This window comes from Rhodoligotrophos appendicifer, assembly GCF_007474605.1.
Taxonomy (GTDB): Bacteria; Pseudomonadota; Alphaproteobacteria; order Rhizobiales; family Im1; genus Rhodoligotrophos; species Rhodoligotrophos appendicifer.
The window spans coordinates 18,657-36,996 of sequence record NZ_VHKL01000009.1 but is presented as its reverse complement, the minus strand read 5'-3'; the positions used below and the strand labels follow the sequence as shown (position 1 = coordinate 36,996).

General features: G+C 60.8%; 14 protein-coding genes. 9 read left to right on the top strand and 5 right to left on the bottom strand.

From position 1 onward, the window contains the following. Positions 1 to 71: 71 nt before the first annotated feature. Genes FKM97_RS19275 through FKM97_RS19265 form a run of 3 tightly spaced genes read right to left on the bottom strand, consistent with a single transcriptional unit; the run spans position 72 to position 4,175 of the window. Positions 72 to 869 (bottom strand): hypothetical protein, encoded by a 798-nt coding sequence (locus FKM97_RS19275; protein WP_144294071.1) that lies wholly within the window; start codon positions 867 to 869, stop codon positions 72 to 74. Then, on the bottom strand, positions 869 to 2,626 hold the full coding sequence (locus FKM97_RS19270; RefSeq protein ID WP_144294070.1) for a hypothetical protein: 1,758 nt from the start codon (positions 2,624 to 2,626) through the stop codon (positions 869 to 871). The genes FKM97_RS19275 and FKM97_RS19270 overlap by 1 nt, the downstream gene beginning before the upstream one ends. Positions 2,627 to 2,648: 22 nt before the next feature. Further along, on the bottom strand, positions 2,649 to 4,175 hold the full coding sequence (locus FKM97_RS19265; protein WP_144294069.1) for an aldehyde dehydrogenase family protein: 1,527 nt from the start codon (positions 4,173 to 4,175) through the stop codon (positions 2,649 to 2,651). A gap of 131 nt (positions 4,176 to 4,306) precedes the next feature. On the opposite strand from FKM97_RS19265, the gene FKM97_RS19260 reads away from it, so the two are divergent. Further along, on the top strand, positions 4,307 to 5,287 hold the full coding sequence (locus FKM97_RS19260) for an aldo/keto reductase (protein ID WP_144294068.1): 981 nt from the start codon (positions 4,307 to 4,309) through the stop codon (positions 5,285 to 5,287). A 60-nt stretch (positions 5,288 to 5,347) separates the two neighbouring features. On the opposite strand, the gene FKM97_RS19255 is transcribed toward FKM97_RS19260, so the two are convergent. Next, a complete protein-coding gene (locus tag FKM97_RS19255) occupies positions 5,348 to 6,904 on the bottom strand; it encodes an ABC transporter substrate-binding protein (RefSeq protein WP_144294067.1) in 1,557 nt (518 codons plus the stop codon). 287 nt (positions 6,905 to 7,191) lie between these two features. Between FKM97_RS19255 and FKM97_RS19250 the strand changes: the two genes are divergently transcribed. The 7 genes from FKM97_RS19250 to FKM97_RS19220 all read left to right on the top strand — a co-directional run bounded on the left by FKM97_RS19250 (position 7,192) and on the right by FKM97_RS19220 (position 15,196). After that, positions 7,192 to 8,031 carry an amidohydrolase family protein gene (locus FKM97_RS19250; RefSeq protein ID WP_144294066.1) on the top strand — a complete coding sequence of 280 codons (840 nt, stop codon included), beginning with the start codon at positions 7,192 to 7,194 and terminating at the stop codon, positions 8,029 to 8,031. Positions 8,032 to 8,076: 45 nt separating this feature from the next. Continuing rightward, complete coding sequence (locus tag FKM97_RS19245; protein ID WP_144294065.1) at positions 8,077 to 9,024, top strand: ABC transporter permease; 948 nt, start codon at positions 8,077 to 8,079, stop codon at positions 9,022 to 9,024. 3 nt (positions 9,025 to 9,027) lie between these two features. Continuing rightward, the gene (locus tag FKM97_RS19240; RefSeq protein ID WP_144294064.1) at positions 9,028 to 9,855 is read left to right on the top strand and encodes an ABC transporter permease; all 828 of its coding nucleotides are present in this window, start codon (positions 9,028 to 9,030) and stop codon (positions 9,853 to 9,855) included. Beyond that, positions 9,852 to 11,489 (top strand): ABC transporter ATP-binding protein, encoded by a 1,638-nt coding sequence (locus tag FKM97_RS19235; protein ID WP_144294063.1) that lies wholly within the window; start codon positions 9,852 to 9,854, stop codon positions 11,487 to 11,489. The genes FKM97_RS19240 and FKM97_RS19235 overlap by 4 nt, the downstream gene beginning before the upstream one ends. A gap of 10 nt (positions 11,490 to 11,499) precedes the next feature. Next, a complete protein-coding gene (locus FKM97_RS19230; RefSeq protein ID WP_170241015.1) occupies positions 11,500 to 13,125 on the top strand; it encodes a choline dehydrogenase in 1,626 nt (541 codons plus the stop codon). Positions 13,126 to 13,198: 73 nt separating this feature from the next. After that, positions 13,199 to 13,996, top strand: coding sequence for a GntR family transcriptional regulator (locus FKM97_RS19225; protein ID WP_144294061.1), 798 nt, complete (start codon positions 13,199 to 13,201; stop codon positions 13,994 to 13,996). A gap of 84 nt (positions 13,997 to 14,080) precedes the next feature. Beyond that, positions 14,081 to 15,196, top strand: coding sequence for an LLM class flavin-dependent oxidoreductase (locus tag FKM97_RS19220; RefSeq protein WP_170241014.1), 1,116 nt, complete (start codon positions 14,081 to 14,083; stop codon positions 15,194 to 15,196). Between the two features lie 60 nt (positions 15,197 to 15,256). Here FKM97_RS19220 and FKM97_RS19215 read toward each other — a convergent pair whose 3' ends face one another. Further along, positions 15,257 to 15,451 (bottom strand): ester cyclase, encoded by a 195-nt coding sequence (locus FKM97_RS19215; RefSeq protein WP_428977921.1) that lies wholly within the window; start codon positions 15,449 to 15,451, stop codon positions 15,257 to 15,259. 69 nt (positions 15,452 to 15,520) lie between these two features. Between FKM97_RS19215 and FKM97_RS19210 the strand changes: the two genes are divergently transcribed. After that, the gene (locus tag FKM97_RS19210; protein ID WP_144294058.1) at positions 15,521 to 18,274 is read left to right on the top strand and encodes a hypothetical protein; all 2,754 of its coding nucleotides are present in this window, start codon (positions 15,521 to 15,523) and stop codon (positions 18,272 to 18,274) included. Positions 18,275 to 18,340: the final 66 nt, after the last annotated feature.

Sequence of the window (18,340 nt, the reverse complement as noted above, 5' to 3'; positions counted from 1 at the left end):
AGGCAGCGCGGTGGTGATCTCAGTCGGTGACGCGTGGCCGGAAATTTGGCACCCCAAGCGGTAAGGTTTTTCTATCCCTGCTGCGAACGCGAACGCTCGGAGGTGGGGACCCAGACCTTGGCGACGCAATGCATGAAGAAGGCAAAATCCTCCGGCGCGACGAAGAGCTGGCCCTTGATGGCGCGATCGATCGACGGCAGCCAGGTCTCTGCATCCTGCCAGTTTTCCGTGTGGCTGAACTTCACCGCGAGAGAGCGGCCTCGGGAAGTCTCTTGGCCCTGTGCCAAGAGCACGACCCGCCCGGGAGTTCCCTGCGCCGTGATGAACTCTGTAGCCCGCTCAGGGAAACGGCTGCTCTCCGCCAGCGCCAGCGCCATCTCAGCGGCCGACATCCGCCCCCCCACGACAGCGCCGCCCGCTGTCGCAAATCCCCCCATGACCGCTTCGTCGAGCGCGCCCTGATAGAGGCAGAGGATCTCATCAGTCAGGTGTCTCGAACGGGCGGCGAAGTCCACGACGAACGGCATGTCACGGCAGTTCTCCACCATGAGTTCTGCGCAACCGTACCGCTTCGCGTCTGCCACCAGGGCATCCAACAGCAGGGGAGCCAATTCGAGGAGGCAACGCCCGCCGGCATCGATGGACAGGCATCCGGATGCGTGTTCTTTCGTGATGACCGCCTTGGGAAGAGGAGCGCGAGGCTGTTGCCCCATGAGCCGAAGCGCGTTCAAAGCCGTACCCGTGGCAGCCTGGCTCGCTGCCAAGGTATGGGCACCGCGCTCAGCCGTCGAGAACGAGTATCCCAGGCCACGTAATGCGTGAACACCGTTCCGCAACAGTTCAGCATAGGAAACAGCGATCATCTCCATCAGCCGTGAGCCTCGGCTGCGGGCTTCACCGGCATCATCCAGTCGCGCATCTCCCCCCGTGCGATCTCGGTCGGCGTGGGCGCACCCTGCAGAAGCACCCCTCGGACCCACGCCGAGCTTCTCGGCGTGCCGCTCTCAAAACCAAAGATCGTCAGCAGGAAGCGAATGACCTTCAATGGTAGAAACTCGCGATCGACGAGGTTGCCACGGATCTCCCCATAGGGTTTGTCCGCCATGAACTGGATGCGGGAAATCACATAGGCGTCGTCGGGAAACTGCAAGGCGAAGCGCGCAACCAGCTCGTCGTCGGCACGCCCGTCCAGATGCTGCCAGAGCTGTTGCACCGCTCCGATGACATCGACGAAGGTTTCGAACTCGACGCCGGAGTCGACAAATCGTTCACCACGTCGCTGCTCACCAGCTTCTTCGGAATGATACCAGAAATGCCACCGCCGTTCCGGCGCGGATCGATCCAGGTGAATGGCCCACGCATAATGCCTCTCGATGAGCAGACGCAGCTCTTGCACTGTCATGTGAGGATCGATTTTTCGCTGCTGCCGCATGGCCGGGGGGATCAGCGCCAGCAGCCGATGGGACGCAGCCGGATACAGGTCGATGAGCAGGGCATTGAGCTGCTCCAGAGCGTCCGGTCCGAGACTGCTCTTTGTCATTTCGCAGAGGGAAAGCCAACAAGGGGCACCCGGACGTCGGACCCACGCCTCCAAGGATTCCAAAAGCAGTTCCAGATCGCTGGCCAGTTCCTCATGGCTCGTCAGGCCATGTTCGGGGCCTGCCACCTCGCGGTAATAGCGCACCGCCCGTTGCAGTTTCTCCCGCAGCAGTGGCAGTTGCACCTCGACCGAAGAGGGGGGCTCGGTCTTCGCGTAAGCCAGCGCGAGTTCTCGGGTGAGGCACCAGATATTCACCCATTGCGGCCAACGGACGAGAGCGCATGTCATCCCCAGCCCGGACGAATTTCCGACCCCGATGTAAAGTCGAGTTTCTGGCGACAGCTCCACGGCCTGATGTGATCTGCGGCGGGCAATCGCTTCGACAAAATCCAGTCCGATCTCTCGCCACATATACACCAGGAAAAGATCCATATGGTACGGCGTCGCGAAAGGATGGTCCGAATCGATGCCGATCCAACTCGCCGCCCCAGCTCGGCCATTGCCGTAGAAGCCGGCGTTGCGGATCACGTAGCCGCCATTGCGCGCCAGCTCATCGAGATCAGGTTGAAGGCCCTCCGACAGCCGCTCGACTGTATGTTCGAAGGCCCGCGGACTGCGATTCGCAGCCGTCCAGCCGTAGGAAGCTGCATCCGTCCGGCCGCCCCATTGCGGAATCGCCATGGCTGCCAATTCGCGTTTCACGAGGGCTTCATCGGCGCGCTGCCGGGTCAGCGAGGCAAGGAAGTCCGCGGTCTTATCCATCCGGCGCCCAGGCTTTTCTTCGCCGTCCCAGGATGTGAGCACGATAAGCGTGAATTCATGTCCGTTGGCTTGGAGATCGTAGACGGCAAAGCCGTTGCCCACGGGATCGGTCTCGATCTCACGCCGGCTGATCGTCCAGCGCTCCTGCACCATCTTGTCCAGCAGCGTCCTGGAGATGCTCAGGGCGCAGGATTTCATCGCGCTCAGGGCATCCGGCGTCATGATCTCGTCGGGATCGCGCAGAAGCGGCAGCATTGCTGCCAGGCGATCCTCGCCATAGATAACGTGAAGCTGCGAATGCATTCGGGGGTCGAGTTCCATCATCGTCTCGCCGGCTAAGCAGGATCTAAAGAGGCAGCCGCGAGGGCCGCCGCCGGATGTTGACGGATTTCAAATACGTATAGCTTTCGATCTCCTCAAGGTTTCCCTCACGCCCGAAGCCGCTCAACTTGATTCCGCCGAAAGGGGATCCCAGCGCCCAGGATACAGCGCCGTTCACTTCGATATAGCCGACCTCCAGGTCTCGCTCGACCTGCTGCACCATGTTCAGATCTTCCGTCATGATCGCGGCGGTCAGGCCCACGGCGACCCCATTGGCGATCTGGATCATGCTGGCATAATCCGTCCAGTCGATCATGGTGATGATGGGGCCGAAAATCTCGTCCTGGGCAATCCGCATCGATGGTGTCGTGTCGACGAAAAGCGCCGGCGTGAGATAGAGACCCTGCTCAAAGTCTCTGCCCTTTGGGCGTTCGCCGCCGACGGCGAGGCAGGCGCCTTCCTGCCGGCCCGACTCCAGATAATGCTGACAACGATCGTACAGGGCCTGGAAACTGATCGATCCCATCTGGCCCTCGGGATCGAAAGGCGGTCTGACCCGGAGCGCCTGCAGGCGGTCCACGAGTCTTGCCTCGAATGGACGGCGGACGGAGGAATGAACCAGGATGCGAGAGGTCGAGCCGCAGGACGCGGCCTGCCAGCTGAAGTTCATCCCCGCGATTGCTGTGTCCGCAGCCAGATCCAGGTCGGCATCAGGGAAGACGATCAGGGCATTCTTTCCGCCAAGCTCGAGGGTCAGCGGCACCAGCCTCTCGGCGGCGGCCCGCATGACCGAGCGCCCCGCCTCGGTGCTGCCCACCAGCGAAAGGCGGTCGATGCCCGGATGGCTGACCAGCGGGAGTGCCACCCTTTCATTGGACCCCGTCAGGATCGACAGGACGCCTGGCGGGAATATGTCCGCGACCAACTCACCAATCAGCAGGGCCGACAGGGACGTATGAGGAGACGGCTTCATGATCAACGCATTGCCGGCCAGCAGGGGAGCCGCAGCCGCCACCCCGAATCCATAGGCGGGATGATTGAACGGCAGCAGCCGCGCCACGACGCCGAACGGCTCGCGTCGCGTGTAATGGAGGCCGTTATCGAGCTGCGTGGCCTCTCCCTTGAGCTCGTAGCCGACGGCGCAGAGATACTCGATTGCCTCCGCGGCATAGCCGGGATCGGCCCGCATGCCCGAATAGATGTTCCCGCTCTCCAGCGAATCCAGGGCTCCAAGCACAGGAGCGTGCTCGCGAAGCGCCGCCGCGAGCTTCAGCACGGCGGCCCGCCGCTCGGAATATGCCAGACGCCTCCAGTCCCGCTGCCCGGCTTTTGCAGAAGCGACGGCACGATCGAGGTCGTCGCGGCTGGCATCGGGGATTACGGTGAGCTTGCGGCCCAGCGCAGGATTCCAGGTCTCGATGGTCGCTCCATCGGCAGCGGTCACGAGCTTTCCGTCGACCAACATACGGAATGGATGGTTCACAAGCTCGGCCAGCTCGCGGGTCGAGGGAATGTCGCGGCCAAAGGCGGCCGCTCCTGCATTGATCATCATATCCTGCAAAGTTCGTTGGACGCATGTTTCGTATTATGTATGACAGGATACGATGGTCGTCCTCGGCTGTCGATAGCGTTCCATCTCACCGACATCGACGGTCGGTCGCATCCGCAAGAGGGTCCAACTCGATGCAATATGTCCGCCTTGGAAAGACCAACCTTCAGGTCTCGCGCCTGTCGTTGGGAACCATGTCCTTCGGGAGTCCTGAGTGGCGGTCCTGGACCCTCGACAAGGAGTCGGCCCGCGAGGTGGTGAAGGTCGCGCTCGAAGGCGGGATCAACCTGTTCGACAGCTGCAATTTCTACTCCATGGGCCGCAGCGAGGAGATTCTTGGCGACCTCATTGGAGAGATGGCCAACCGCGATGATGTGATCATCGCCACCAAGGCCGGCTACGCCATGAGGCCGGCACCGACGGCACGGGGCTTTTCCCGCAAGCATCTCTTCGAGCAGGTGGACGCATCCCTCCGGCGTCTCAAGATGGACTACATCGACCTCTATCAGACGCATATCTGGGACTCGAGCACGAACCTGGATGAAATGATCGTTGCCTTCGACGACCTGGTTCGCAGCGGTAAGGTGCTCTATGTCGGCGCCACCGACATGCCGGCATGGCAGTTCGTTAAATGTGTCACCATGGCCGAGGAGCGAAAGCTCGCCAGTTTCGTGACGATGCAGAACCACTACAATCTCGCTTGGCGCGAAGATGAGCGCGACCTCATCCCCTTCTGCGCCGCACAGGGGATCGGCCTGCTTCCCTACAGTCCTCATGCCCGCGGCCTGTTCTGCGGTCCTGCACGGCGGGATCCGGCAAGCCAGACGGAACGATACAAGACCGATGATTTCGCGAAGGCGTGGTTTGGGCGCGCAGCCGATGAGGCGCTCGCCGGGCTGGTGGATGACATTGCGGCCGAAGCGAACATGCTGCCATCACAGGTGGCGCTGGCTTGGGTTTTGTCGAAATCCGCGGTGCACTCTCCGATCATCGGTGCAACCCGACCACACCATGTGCGCGATGCTCTCGCCGCACTCGAACTTAGACTGTCTCCCGAGGTGATCGCACGCCTCGAAGCCGCCTATGTTTTAAGGCCAGCCAGCGCGCATGCCTGAATCAGAAAGAGGGCGAGGCCTGGCCTCGCCCTCTCATAACAAAGATAGACCTGCAGTGGATTAAACGAACCACCAGCGTTCGGCGCAGCGATCGCCATCCATCTCGCCATTGCCGGCGACTTTACCGGTGCCGATTTTTGAGTTGGTCGCCTGGACGAAGTTCAGGAAGCAGGGAAGCACGGTTCCGCAATCGTCTCGGATTAGGGCCTGGATGTCGTAGTACATCTGGCGGCGCTTCGCGTCATCGGCCTCGCTGCGCGCGGCAACGAGCAACTGATTGAACTGCGGATTGTCCCAGTGGGTTTCGTTGGAGTCGGCACCCTTCTCATAGCAGATCGAGAGAATAGCGTCCTCGGTCGGACGGCCGCTCCAGAACGAGACGCACCACGGCACCTTCATCCAGATGCGGCTCCAGTAGCCATCGCTCGGCACACGCTTCAGGTTGATGTTGATGCCCGCCTGGCGCGCGCTCTCCTGATAGAGAGCACAGGCATCGACCGCTCCGTTGAAGGCCGCGTCGGACACGTTCAGTTCGAAGGCATGACCCTCCATGCCCGCCTTTTTCATGTGGAACTTCGCCTTGTCCGGATCATAGGCCCGGATCGGCAGGTTCGGATCGAAGAAGCGGTTCACCGGTGCAATCGGCTGGTCATTGCCGACCTGGCCAAAGCCCTGGAGAACGTTGTCGACGATCTGCTGCCGATTGATCGCATATTTCAGGGCCAGCCGGACGTCGGGATTGTTGAACGGCACAGCGTCGACAAGCATCGGCAGAGTGAACTGCTTGGTACCCTGCACGTTCTGCAGCTTGAGGTTCGGATTACGCTGCACCAGCGCTGCCGTCTTGGTATCGACACGGTTGATCGCATCGACCTGGCCACTCACCAATGCGTTCATGCGCGCCGAGGAATCGTTGACGACGAGGGTGTCGACCTCGTCGAAGAAGCCGCGATCTGTGCGCCAGTAGTTCTCGTAGCGCTTGGTCAGCGCCCGGACGCCGGGTTGGTAGGACTGTAATGCGAAGGGACCGGTACCGACGCTGGTCAGCCAGTCGGTCGTCCCAGCCTGCATGATGACCAGATGGTAGTCACTCAGCGACATGGGGAAGTCGACCGATCCAACCTTCAATGTAAAGATGACTGCGTTTGGTCCGTCGGCCTTTACGTCGTCCACATTGGCGACGGTGCTCTTGGCGCCCGAGATGCTGTTCGGCCCGCGGTGATGGTTGATGGTGAAGACCACATCCTCCGAGGTGAAGGACTTGCCGTTGTGGAATTGCACCCCTTTGCGCAGGTTGAACTTCCAGGTCTTGAAATCCGCCGAGGGTTCCCAGGATTCAGCCAGGGAGGCGCCGGGCGAGAAATCCGGCATCACGTCGACCAGGGTATCGCGCACCTGCGCGGAAATGTTCTGGATGACGCTATCCCAAATGGAACCCGGCTCGAACGTGTCGGTCGTGCTGCCGCCTGCCAGGGCCAATCTGAAGCGCCCCCCACGCTTTGGCGTGGACTCCTGAGCCTGGAGATGGCTGCCCGGAAGCAGCGCCAAGCCGGCTGCACCGGCGCCGACCATGAACCCGCGCCTGGAGACGCCAGGCATCAGCAAATTGTCCGTCATGGAGTGTTTTCCCTCATATTCGGCGACCCTGCCTGATCGCCCCTCACGGCAGCCGGTCACTTTGTAATACAGATGATAATCATACGTGAGGACACGGGTCTAGGCCTCCCTTTTATCAAATCGCATTTTTGCCGTTCGGCCCAAAAAGGCACCGTGAGCAGCACAATGCGGCCAACAGCGGCGGGTCGCGCTTTGAGCGGATTGACTCGTTCTTGTCATACAATATAGTTCAGACGGCAGGGGTGAGGCCTTGAAACATAATCTATTTCCGTGACGGGTAATTCCGAATGTTGATCGATTGGCACACCAATCTCGCTCTCCCGGAGCATTACGGCGACGAGGAGAACGGCGAGCTCCAGACTCGAGTGAAAAACAGTGCAAGCGGGGATCCCGAGGCGCATGTCAGGCACGTGGCCGACATTGCGGAAAAATTCGTGGTGATCACCATGTACTTCCCGCTCCTCAACACGTTCGTGCCGAATGAATTCGTGGCGGATTATGTCCGGCCCTTTGGAGATCGAGCCAAGGGCCTTGCCTGCGTTGAGCCGATGAAGCCGGGTGCACCGAGCCAGTTGGAATATGCGATCCGTGAACTGGGCCTGCACGGACTTAAGATCTCTCCGGTGTATGGCGGGTTCGATCCATGGGCGCGTGAAGCCGGCGATATCTATCGGAAATGCGTGGAATTGAACATTCCTCTGCTCTGGCACCAGTCGGCGGGCTATGCGAGCAAATGCGCCCTCGAATACGGTAATCCGATCCTGCTCGACCGGGTTGCTCGCGAATTTCCGCAGCTGCGCATGATCGTCGCCCATTTCGGCCAGCCCTGGATTGGCGAGACGGCGGTGCTGCTGCGAAAAAACCCGCAGATTTTCTGTGACTTGTCAGCGCGCTATCACCGGCAGTGGCAGCTCTACAATGCGCTCATGCTTGCGCTGGATTACAACGTGACCGATCAGCTGCTGTTCGGTTCGGATTTCCCGCTCAGGACGCCGACGGAGGCCCTGGCGGAGTTCCGGGCACTGAATGACTGGAAGGGCAAGGCGATGCTTCCGGAGTTTCCGCCAGAGATCATTGAGGACATTATCAACAATCGGCCCCTCGAGCTGATCTGGCCCGAGGGCTGATCCGTTGAAGAGGTCGCCACTGGAACAGGATCGACAGGCCCGCGCATGGTAACGCTGATTGCAAAGCGGCTATGGGCCGGTGCCATTGCACTGCTGATCTTGCTCACGGCCATTTTCTTCGCCACAAGTCTGTTGCCAGGCGATCTCGCTGAAATCGTTCTTGGTCGCGACGCTTCCGCCGAAGCGCTGCAGAACTTCCGCCACGGCCTCGGCCTCGACCAACCTCTGTACATCCAGTATTGGCACTGGCTGCGTGGCATTTTCCGCGGCGATCTCGGTCATTCGCTCGCATCCGGCATGGCCATCAGCGACATGCTGTTTGAAAGATTGGGGAATACTCTGTTCCTGGCGCTCTATGCGGCCGTGATCGCCGTGCCGCTGGCGCTCGTCCTCGGCATCCTGACTGCGCTCTACCGGGATACGTTTTTCGACCGGGTGCTCAATGCCGGCACATTGGTGTCGATTTCCTTTCCCGACTTTTTCGTCGCCTATGTCCTGATCCTGCTCCTCACCATCACCTTTCCAATTTTTCCCAGCATCGCAAGTCTGCTGCCGGGGGCCAGCTTCTCCGAACGCCTCTATGTGACGTTCCTGCCCGCTGTGACCCTCTCGCTCTTTGTGATGGCCCACATGATGCGGATGACGCGGGCGGCCATCATTGATCTTCTGTCCCGGCCCTACATCGAGATGGCCGACCTCAAGGGGTTGCGAAAGCTGCGGATCATCGTGCGGCATGCCTTGCCGAATGCCTGGGCCCCGATCGTCAATGTGATCGCCTTCAACCTGGCCTATCTCGTCCTGGGGGTGGTGGTGGTCGAGGTCGTCTTCGCTTACCCCGGACTGGGCGGTCTGCTCGTGGATTCGGTGGCCCGCCGTGACATTCCGGTCGTACAGGCGGCGTGCCTGTTCTTCGCCTGCACATATCTCTTGATCAATTTGATCGCCGATATCCTGGCCATGCTCAGCAATCCGCGCTTGCGGCATCCGAGATAACTCATGAGATCTCCGCTGCGCCATCTTCGCAAGCTCTCCTGGGCTGCCCGCCTCGGCCTTCTTTTGGTCGTGCTCTACTTGATGGTTGCGGTTCTTGCGCCGCACATCGCGCCCTATGGCGAGACCCAGGTGGTCGGAACCGCCTTTGCCCCCTGGACCGAGACGAGCTGGCTTGGCACCGACAATCTCGGCCGTGACATGCTCTCGCGCCTCATCTACGGCGCCCGAAACATGATCTTCCTGGCGCTTGCCATCAACATCCTCTCATTCGTCTTGGGAGGTGGCCTGGGGATTCTGGCTGCCCTTCAGGGTGGCTGGGTCGATCAGATCATCGGGCGCGTCACCGATGCGATCATGGGCGTTCCGCAGCTGATCCTGGCGCTGCTGCTGATCGCCATCATCGGCAATTCCGTGCCGATCCTGATCGGCATCATCGTGGTTCTCGACGGCACCCGCGTCCTTCGCCTGTCGCGGGCGGTCGCGATGAACGTGGTGGCCACGGACTATGTGGAGGCAGCGAGACTGCGTGGGGAAGGGAACTGGTGGTGCCTCTGGTCGGAGGTCCTGCCCAATATCCGCACGCCTCTGATGGCCGAGTTCGGCATCCGATTCTGCTACGTCTTCCTGTTCATCAGCGGATTGAGCTTCCTAGGCATCGGCCTTCAGCCCCCCGGCGCCGACTGGGGCTCGATGGTGCGGGAATCCTCCGTGCTCATCACCTTCGGTGATTTCACGCCGCTCCTGCCAGCCGCGGCGATTGCCGTTCTCACGATCAGTGTGAATTTCATCGTCGACTGGCTGATCCACAACAATGCAAAGGCCCGTCTGTGACGAAACCATCGCGGGGCAATCCGACTGATCCCATCATCGTCATCCGGGGACTTCGCATCGAGGCCGGCGGCGACGGTGCCTGGGAAGAAATTGTCCATGGGATTGACCTGGAACTCCATCCAGGCGAGGTGCTGGGCCTGATTGGGGAGTCCGGCGCGGGCAAGTCGACCATCGGGCTGGCCGCCATGGGCTATGCCCGGAGCGGCGTCCGGATCTGCGGCGGAGAGATCGTGTTTGACGGTCGCGACCTGCTCAAGGTCGGCGAAACGGAGCGACGTCGGCTCCGCGGGAGGCGGGCGGCCTATGTGGCGCAAAGCGCCGCGGCCGCTTTCAACCCGGCCCATCGCCTCATCGACCAATGCGTCGAGGTGCCCCTGCTCAAGGGACAACACGACCGACGGTCCGCACAAGCGCTGATCCAGGACCTGTTTGCAAGGTTGCAGCTCCCTGAACCCAAGACGATCGGACAGCGCTATCCGCATCAATTGTCCGGAGGTCAGCTGCAGCGGGCCATGACTGCGATGGCCATGGGACCGCATCCGGAGGTGATCATCTTCGACGAGCCGACCACGGCTCTTGACGTGACAACCCAGGTGGAGGTCCTGGCCGCGATCCGTGCGGCGGTCCGTGACCTGTCCCTGTCCGCGATCTATATCTCTCACGATCTCGCCGTGGTGGCTCAGATTGCCGATCGGATCATGGTGCTCCGGCATGGCAGTCTGGTGGAGTCGGGGCCGACGACTGAAATCCTCAGCGCCCCCAAACAGGAGTACACCAAGCGCCTTGTTGCTCTGAGGCAGTTTCAAAAGCAGCATGTGGCCGTTCACTCTGAGACCATACTGACCATCAGGAACATCGAGCTGGCCTTCGGGGACAAGCCGGCTCTCGCCGATGTCAGTCTCGATGCCGGCGTGGGAGAAACGGTGGCCATTGTCGGCGAGTCCGGCAGCGGGAAAAGCACGCTCGCCCGAGTGATCGCCGGCCTCCTGCAACCAGAGCGGGGCACGGTAAGCCTTAGCGGCGAGCGCCTGCCTCCCGATTATCGCAACCGGACGCGCGATCAACTGCGCCGGATCCAACTCGTGCACCAGAGTCCTGACACAGCTCTCAATCCGCAGCAAAGCGTGCGGAAGATCCTCGGGCGTGCCGCAAACTTTTACTTCGGCCTTCGTGGCAATGCGCTTGCCGATCGCATCCGGGAATTGCTGAAGATGGTCGAACTCGACCCGGACCGACTGTTGGATCGAAAGCCTGAAGAGCTCTCCGGAGGGCAGAAGCAGCGCCTCTGTATCGCCCGTGCGATCGCGGCCGATCCCGTCCTGCTGATCTGCGACGAAGTCACCTCGGCGCTCGATCCCCTCGTGGCGGAGGAGATCCTGAAGCTGTTAGACAGGCTGCAGAGGGAGCGCCGGCTGACTTACCTCTTCATCACCCATGACATCGCCACAGTCCGGGCGATCGCCGATCGCGTGGCGGTTTTCCAGGCTGGTCGCGTCGTCGAGCAAGGTTCAAAGGAACAGGTCCTGTTGTCGCCAACCCAGGCCTATACCGAAACACTGCTGTCTTCGACCCCGGAAATGGACACGCATTGGCTGGATGGCCTTCTTGCGCGCCGCGGCAGCGCAAAGACCTGAGGAGAAGTCGGTGACGCATCCATCAGGCCGGACAGGTGCGCCTTTCGATTTCATCGTGATCGGCGCCGGCTCCGCCGGCTGCATCGTCGCGGCCCGGCTTGCCGAACGATCGACACATCGGGTGCTCCTGATCGAGGCCGGTCCGGGGGATCGTCACCCCTTCATTGCCATGCCCGCCGCCTTCACTTACGCGGTCGGCAGCAGCAGGTTTGACTGGGGCTTCAAGTCGGAGCCTGAACCGGGTTTTGATGGACGCCGCATCGACTGTCCGCGTGGGCGCGTTCTCGGCGGCTCCTCTTCGATCAACGCCATGGCCTTTGTTCGCGGACAGGCGGCTGATTATGACGACTGGGCACAGAGGGGACTGAATGACTGGAGTTTTGAACGCTGCCTGCCGTTCTTCAGGCGCCTTGAAACCTTCAGCGGCGGTGCCGACGCCTATCGCGGCGGCGACGGCCCCCTCCATGTTACGCGGCCAGTATACTCGACACCTCTGAATGGCCTTTTCCTCGAAGCGTGCCGGGAGGCCGGTTACGCCCTCTCGGACGACACGAACGGCGCTTGCCAAGATGGCTTTGGTCCGATGGAGCAAACCATTCATCATGGCATCCGAGAAAGCACCTCCCGCGCCTATCTGCGCAGGCTGGGCAGGCGCGGCAATCTGGAGATCTGCAAGAGTGCGCACGTTACTCGCATCGTGATGGAGGGTCGCCGGGCCGTGGGTGTCGAATATCGGCGGGGTGGCGCGGTGCATCAGGTCCACGCGGCCGGTGAAGTCATCCTCTGCGCAGGCGCAATAAGTTCACCGCAAATTTTGATGCTGTCAGGTATCGGCCCGGCAAGTGAGCTTGCCCGCTGTGGCATCTCGCTCGTCCAGCATTCCCCCGAGGTGGGCCAGAACCTGCAGGATCATGTCGATGTGAGCTGCAAGCATCTTGCACTTGGCCCGGTGACCATGACCTCGCTGCTCAAATGGTACCGTCGGCCTGCGATCTTCCTTGAGTGGGCGGCCCGGCGACGTGGCGGCGGTGCGACGAATCACTTCGAGGTGGCCGGCTATATCCGTGCGGATGGAAGCGACGGGCGGCCGGACATCCAGATTTGCTTCATCCCCATGATGGTTAGCGCCCACGGCGATGCAATCTCAGGCTCCCATGGGTTCCAATCGACCATCATGGGCCTCCGGCCTTACAGCCGCGGGCATATCGGTCTGCGCAGTAGGGATCCGTTGCAGGCGCCTGCCATCACGTTCAACTATCTGACGGATGGGCGTGACATCCAACCCTTGGCCGACGGGATCCGCCGCTACCGCGAAATCGTCGCTGCATCCGCGTTTTCGAGCATTGCTGGAGCCGAAGTCGCTCCCGGTACAGGAGTTGTGAGTGACGAGGATCTCGATGCCTTCGTGCGGGCCACCGGCAAGTCGACGCATCATCCCTGCGGCACCTGCCGCATGGGGATCGACGATCACGCGGTTGTCGATTCCGATGGTCGGGTCCGCGGGGTGGCCGGCCTTCGTGTCATCGACGCCTCCATCATGCCGACCATCACCAGCGGCAACATCAACGCCCCGACCATGATGATCGCGGAGAAACTTGCCCATGGCATGCTCACGGAGGCGCCGCGATCAGATTGATTGGCGGAGATTGCACGATGAGGTAGAGCCTTGTGCAACGCCTGAGCCGCTTCCTTAAGGAAAGACGCGTGGAATGAGCACTCCGACTGGTAGCTTCGAAGGCTTGCGCATCGCACAACCCCGCACGACCTTGCGTCAGCAGGTCGTCGAGGTCTTGCGAAAGGCGATCCTTGAATTCCAGTTCCGGCCGGGAGACCGGCTCATCGAACGGCATCTCTGCGAAATCACGGGGGTCAGCAGGACCAGCATTCGCGAGGCCCTGCGCCATCTGGAGAGCGAGGGGCTGGTCACGGTCGTTCCGCATCGCGGCCCCATCGTGGCGACGGTGTCGGTGGACGAGGCCTCCAAGATTTATGAGGTGCGGGCCGCCTTGGAGGGACTTGCTGGCCGCCTCTTCGCCGTGCGCGCCAGCGACGATGATGTCGCGCAACTGCAGCGTGCGTTCCAACGGCTGAAATCCGTTGTCGAGAGCGAGGGAGACCCCGGTGAAATCTCCCTTGCAACCACCGAATTCTATCGGATCTTTTTGGAAGGATGCGGCAACGACATCGTTGCCAGCCTGACGAAATCGCTGCAGGCGCGCGTCGTGTTGCTGCGCTTCCAGTCGATGGCTCAGCCGGGCCGCGGCCTGCGGAGCATCGGGGAGATCGAGCTGATGGTCGATGCCATCGCGCGTCGTGATCCGGACGGCGCGCAGACCCTTTGCGAGGTCCATGTACAACGCGCCTGTGCGGCAGCTCTGGCTCATCTCCGGCGACCCGTGAAAAAGCCGGCCCCTTTGGCAACGCCTGGCGCAAAGCCCAGTAAGCCTGCGAAAAAGGCCGTGCCGAGCGCGGAGAGGAAGAAGGCGCCCTCCCGACGGATTGTATGATAGAATACGTCTTACAATTGTTTACAGAGATCAAAGCTTGCCTATACTCTCCCTTGCGATCCGCCAATGGGAGAGGGGACTGTCATGTCTGAAGTCGAGGAGTACCGGCCGAACGCCAAGCTGCTGGGGACCGAGAACGCCTTCAAGCTTGCGGTCTTCGCCTTCAATGTCAGCCGCGCCACCTCCCTGACGTCCGCAGAGGGCACGATCGAGGTCACTTGGCCGGAGACGGTTCATATTGCGCAGACGGCAGAGCGTCTCAATTTCGACGCCGTGATCCCCGTGTCCCGCTGGAAGGGGTTCGGCGGTGTCAACAATCAAAACGGCCGGTCATTCGAGACCTTGAGCTGGGCTGCGGGCATCGCTGCGATCACGAAGTCCATCCAAGTCTTCGCCACCGTGCACGTGCCGACCATCCATCCGGTGCGGCTGGCGAAGGAAGTCGCAACCATCGACCACATCTCCAATGGTCGTTTCGGGCTCAACGTTGTTGCCGGATGGCACGACAAGGAGATCGAGCTCTTCGGAACCACGGTTGGGGATCATTCTCGCCGCTATGCCCTTTCGGATGAATGGATGAGGCTGGTCAAGCGGATCTGGGCTGAGACTGAGTTCGACTTCAACGGCGAGTTTTTCCAGGTCCCTGGAGCGCAGAGCGAGCCCAAGCCGTTGCAACGCCCTTACCCGGTGCTCATGAGCGCCGGCTCCAGCCCCGCGGGCCGTGACTTTGCCGCACGCCACACGGATCTGATCTTCATCATGTTTGACGATTTCGAGAAGGCCGCGCAGACCGTTTCGGAGATCAAGTCGACGGCTCGGGAGAAATACGGCCGCGAGGTCAAGGTGATGACAATGGCCACCATCGCCTGCGCCGACACCGAGCAGGAGGCCCGGGATTATTTCGAATATTGCGTCACCGAGAAGGGCGACTGGGAGACAGTGGCGCGCATCCTCGGCACCTTGGACCGCAATTCGCAGAGCGTGAACTACAAGGCCAGCAGCGTGGCACGGCAGTATATCGCCGGCTATGGCGCCGTTCCCCTGATCGGCAACCCCACGCAAGTGGTCGAAGGCTTCCAGCGGCTGGCTGCGACGGGACTGGACGGTGTGACCGTCACATGGGTTGATTTCAAGAGGGGCTTGGAAGTCTACGAGAATAAGCTCCTTCCCATTCTGCGCGACACCGGATTGCGGGCCTAGCAACCTCTCTGGAGGCGCCCCCGAGCCCGTAACTGGCTAGCCGCCGAAGGTGTCGCCATGTCAAAGCAGCACCTGAGCTTCAATTGCAGCCTTATCGATTACGGAGAACACCGCCGCGATCTTGCCCTTCCTCAGGGTGTAGAAGGCGTGCTCATGGAAGACGATGCGCCTTCCGCCCACAGGAATGCCAAGAAATTCACCGATCGGCGTGCAGTCGAAACGAATCCGGGCGGCGACATCCGTTTCATCCGCCACGCTCGCGCTGCCCGCTGCTGAATGAGCACATTCGATTGACGGCGCCGCATGACGGGGAGACTATCGGCTATGAACGCCTCGAGACCTGCCTTGGTACCGCGCCTGATCGACCGGTCGAAGTGGCCGCGCCCTTTGAGGCGCAAGAGCGTCGAGGTCCAGTTCCCTGGACCCTTGTTCGTCTGGAGCTATGCCAAACTCCCTCTGACGCTGAAGAATATCTCGATTGACGATCTCGACTTCGTTGTGCCGGCAGGCCCGCATGCCGGGATCGTATCCTATTGTCGCGATGCCGAATTCGATCCGGCCAAGCCCGACATCATGTTCTGTGCCGGCGATCGCGCCGGGCACTACACGCTGCAGGCGGTGGAGCGTACATCGAACATCGTGCTCGCCGAGGTCCCGTTTGAGATCACCATAGACTGGGCGGGCGAGCACGGACCGCCGCTGACATTCGCTGGCGCATTCGACCTGCCCACACCCTTGCTGGCTTGGGGCGACGACTCTGGCGAGGTGGCGAACGCTAATGTGCGCCCAGCCCCGCAGCGCCTGAACATTGCAGTTGTCTTCGTCGACACCGCAGATGCGCGATATCCGGAAGATGCTGCCGAGTTTGCGGTCATACGCGACCGCTGGATGAACGAGGTGATCCATGGCGTACAACACGAGGGCAAGACGGTCAGTACGCGCTCCTATCTGCGTGAGATGTCCTACAACAAGTACGACATCTCCGCACAGCCCTTCGGCCCCGTGCACCTGAGCAATAATTTCAAGGATATACTCGAGTCTAGTCTTGTCGGTTCCAAGTTTGACAATGATCAATTCCTCATGTGGAAAATTCCCAATTGGGGGCCGTTGTTAAGCCAGTCCATGAACCCTGACACGCCGGGCGGCGGCATTGATCTTTCGCCATTTACCACCGTAATCTTCGTGCAAGAGCGCTGGACCGAAGCCTCGGGCGCTGTGAACGATGTCTGGCCGCAGGCGAGTTATGGCCCCCACCTTCTCAATAAGGGCCTTGTCGCGACAAGCCGGTGCTGGGGGCAAGAGTTCAGGGAGGGTCGTACGATCCACTCGACGATGGCGCACGAGCTATTCCACACAATCTATTTGGACGACCAGTATTTTCCGAACACAGGCCGAAACGCGCGCTATTGGGATCCTATGGTATGGGACGTCGAACTCCCGCATCTCTCCTTGGTGCATCGGCTCATGCTGGGTTGGGTTCAGCCTGAATGGGTCAAGACCTACAATTTCGACTATAACGACACTGGTCTGATCCGCGAGGAAATCTCTCTGTCGCCGATCGAGCGCGGGCAACCGCCGCAAGGCCGATATGTTGGCATTGAGGTGCGCATCGCCGCCGGCTGGAATTATTACATCGAATATCGCTCGGCGCAGCCCGATCACGTCGGAGATCAGCGGCTCCCGACAAACAATGCCCTGCTTCTGACCGACGCCAACAGCCAGTCGCGTCCTTTCCTCCTCTTGGTCAAGAACGACGCGGACCGGGACGGCAGCGTGCTGACGGAGGGAAAGAACTACTGGGAGACCGATCCGACTGATCCAACCTTTCCGGTGGACTTCAAGGTGACCGCGGGACCGCTCACCGCCGACGGTGGCAAGGTCATCATCGAGTATGGTGTGCGCAGCCGACCCGACCCGGCCATAAGACCTTGGCCGGCAGGTCCCGACAGGCCCTGGCAAAGCCCGGATATTTTCGTGCGGAACGCTCGCTCCAGCCAAGATCCTTACTGGCACAATACGCCGTGGGAGGGGCATGCGAATACTGTCGAGGCTTACGTGAAAAACCTCGGAACGCTCGAAGCCAAAAATGTTCGGGTGGAATTCTTCCAGCGCATTTTCAACATGGGGGGCTTGATCAACATTCCCGACGCCCCCCTCATCCCGTTGCCATCAGATGACAATGTGAAAGACATTTTGCCGGGGCAATACGTCAAGTTCACGACGAACTGGTTTCCGCCGATTGGCGGTCACTACTGCCTCGTCGCCAGGATCATAGAATACGAGACGTCGGGCCCACATCCAATCAAGGAAACCTCGATCTTCAACAACGAAGCGCAAAGCAATTACACGCGCTTCATCTCCAGATCGTCATCTCCAGCGTCGCGCGAGATCGCTCAAGTGGTCGTGGGCAACCCCTTTGACAAGCCGACTAGAGTGCACATTCGCCACGGTCAGACGAACCCGCTCTACCGAACCTATGTGGAGCACACGAGCCTGCGCCTGCTGCCTGGGGAAGTGCGGCAGGTCAAGGTCATGAGCGAATTCGATCCAACCCTGGTGGGAAATGTCGTCTTGCGGATCGACGCCCACACGACGCTTCCCGCAATGCAGTCGGAGCGCGAAGACTACATCAAGCGGCGAGAAGTCCGAGCGAAGTTTGAGCCAGTGCCAAACAAGCTGAGCGTCTGCGCCTTCATCGATGACCCCCGAGACGATTTTGCCGACACACAGCGAGTGTTGTCCGGTGTCGAGATCGAAGTGGCCACTGGGACGAAGACCCGGATCGATTCATTCTACGTGAAGGGCAGGACGGTCGTGGGGCGCGTCGTGGAAGACACCGGCTCGCGGATGCCAGAGCCGGTTCCCACCGGCAGCATCATTTTGACGTACCGTACCCGGTCCCGGAACAGGGACCTGAGAACCATTGAGCAAAGCGTCCCTCTCAGCGGCGATGGGTGGTTCTCAGCAAACATGCCTGCCGCACTCAGGTCGCTCAGAGCGGGGACTGTCCAAGCTTATTATGTGCCAGAGGAATTCTATGGCGACTGTGAAAGTGCCACGATCAGGCTGGACGGCTGAAGGCGGGCGCGAACAACTACTCGCCTGGTGTTTGGGGCTCCGGTGAGGGCATGAACCTATCTGGAT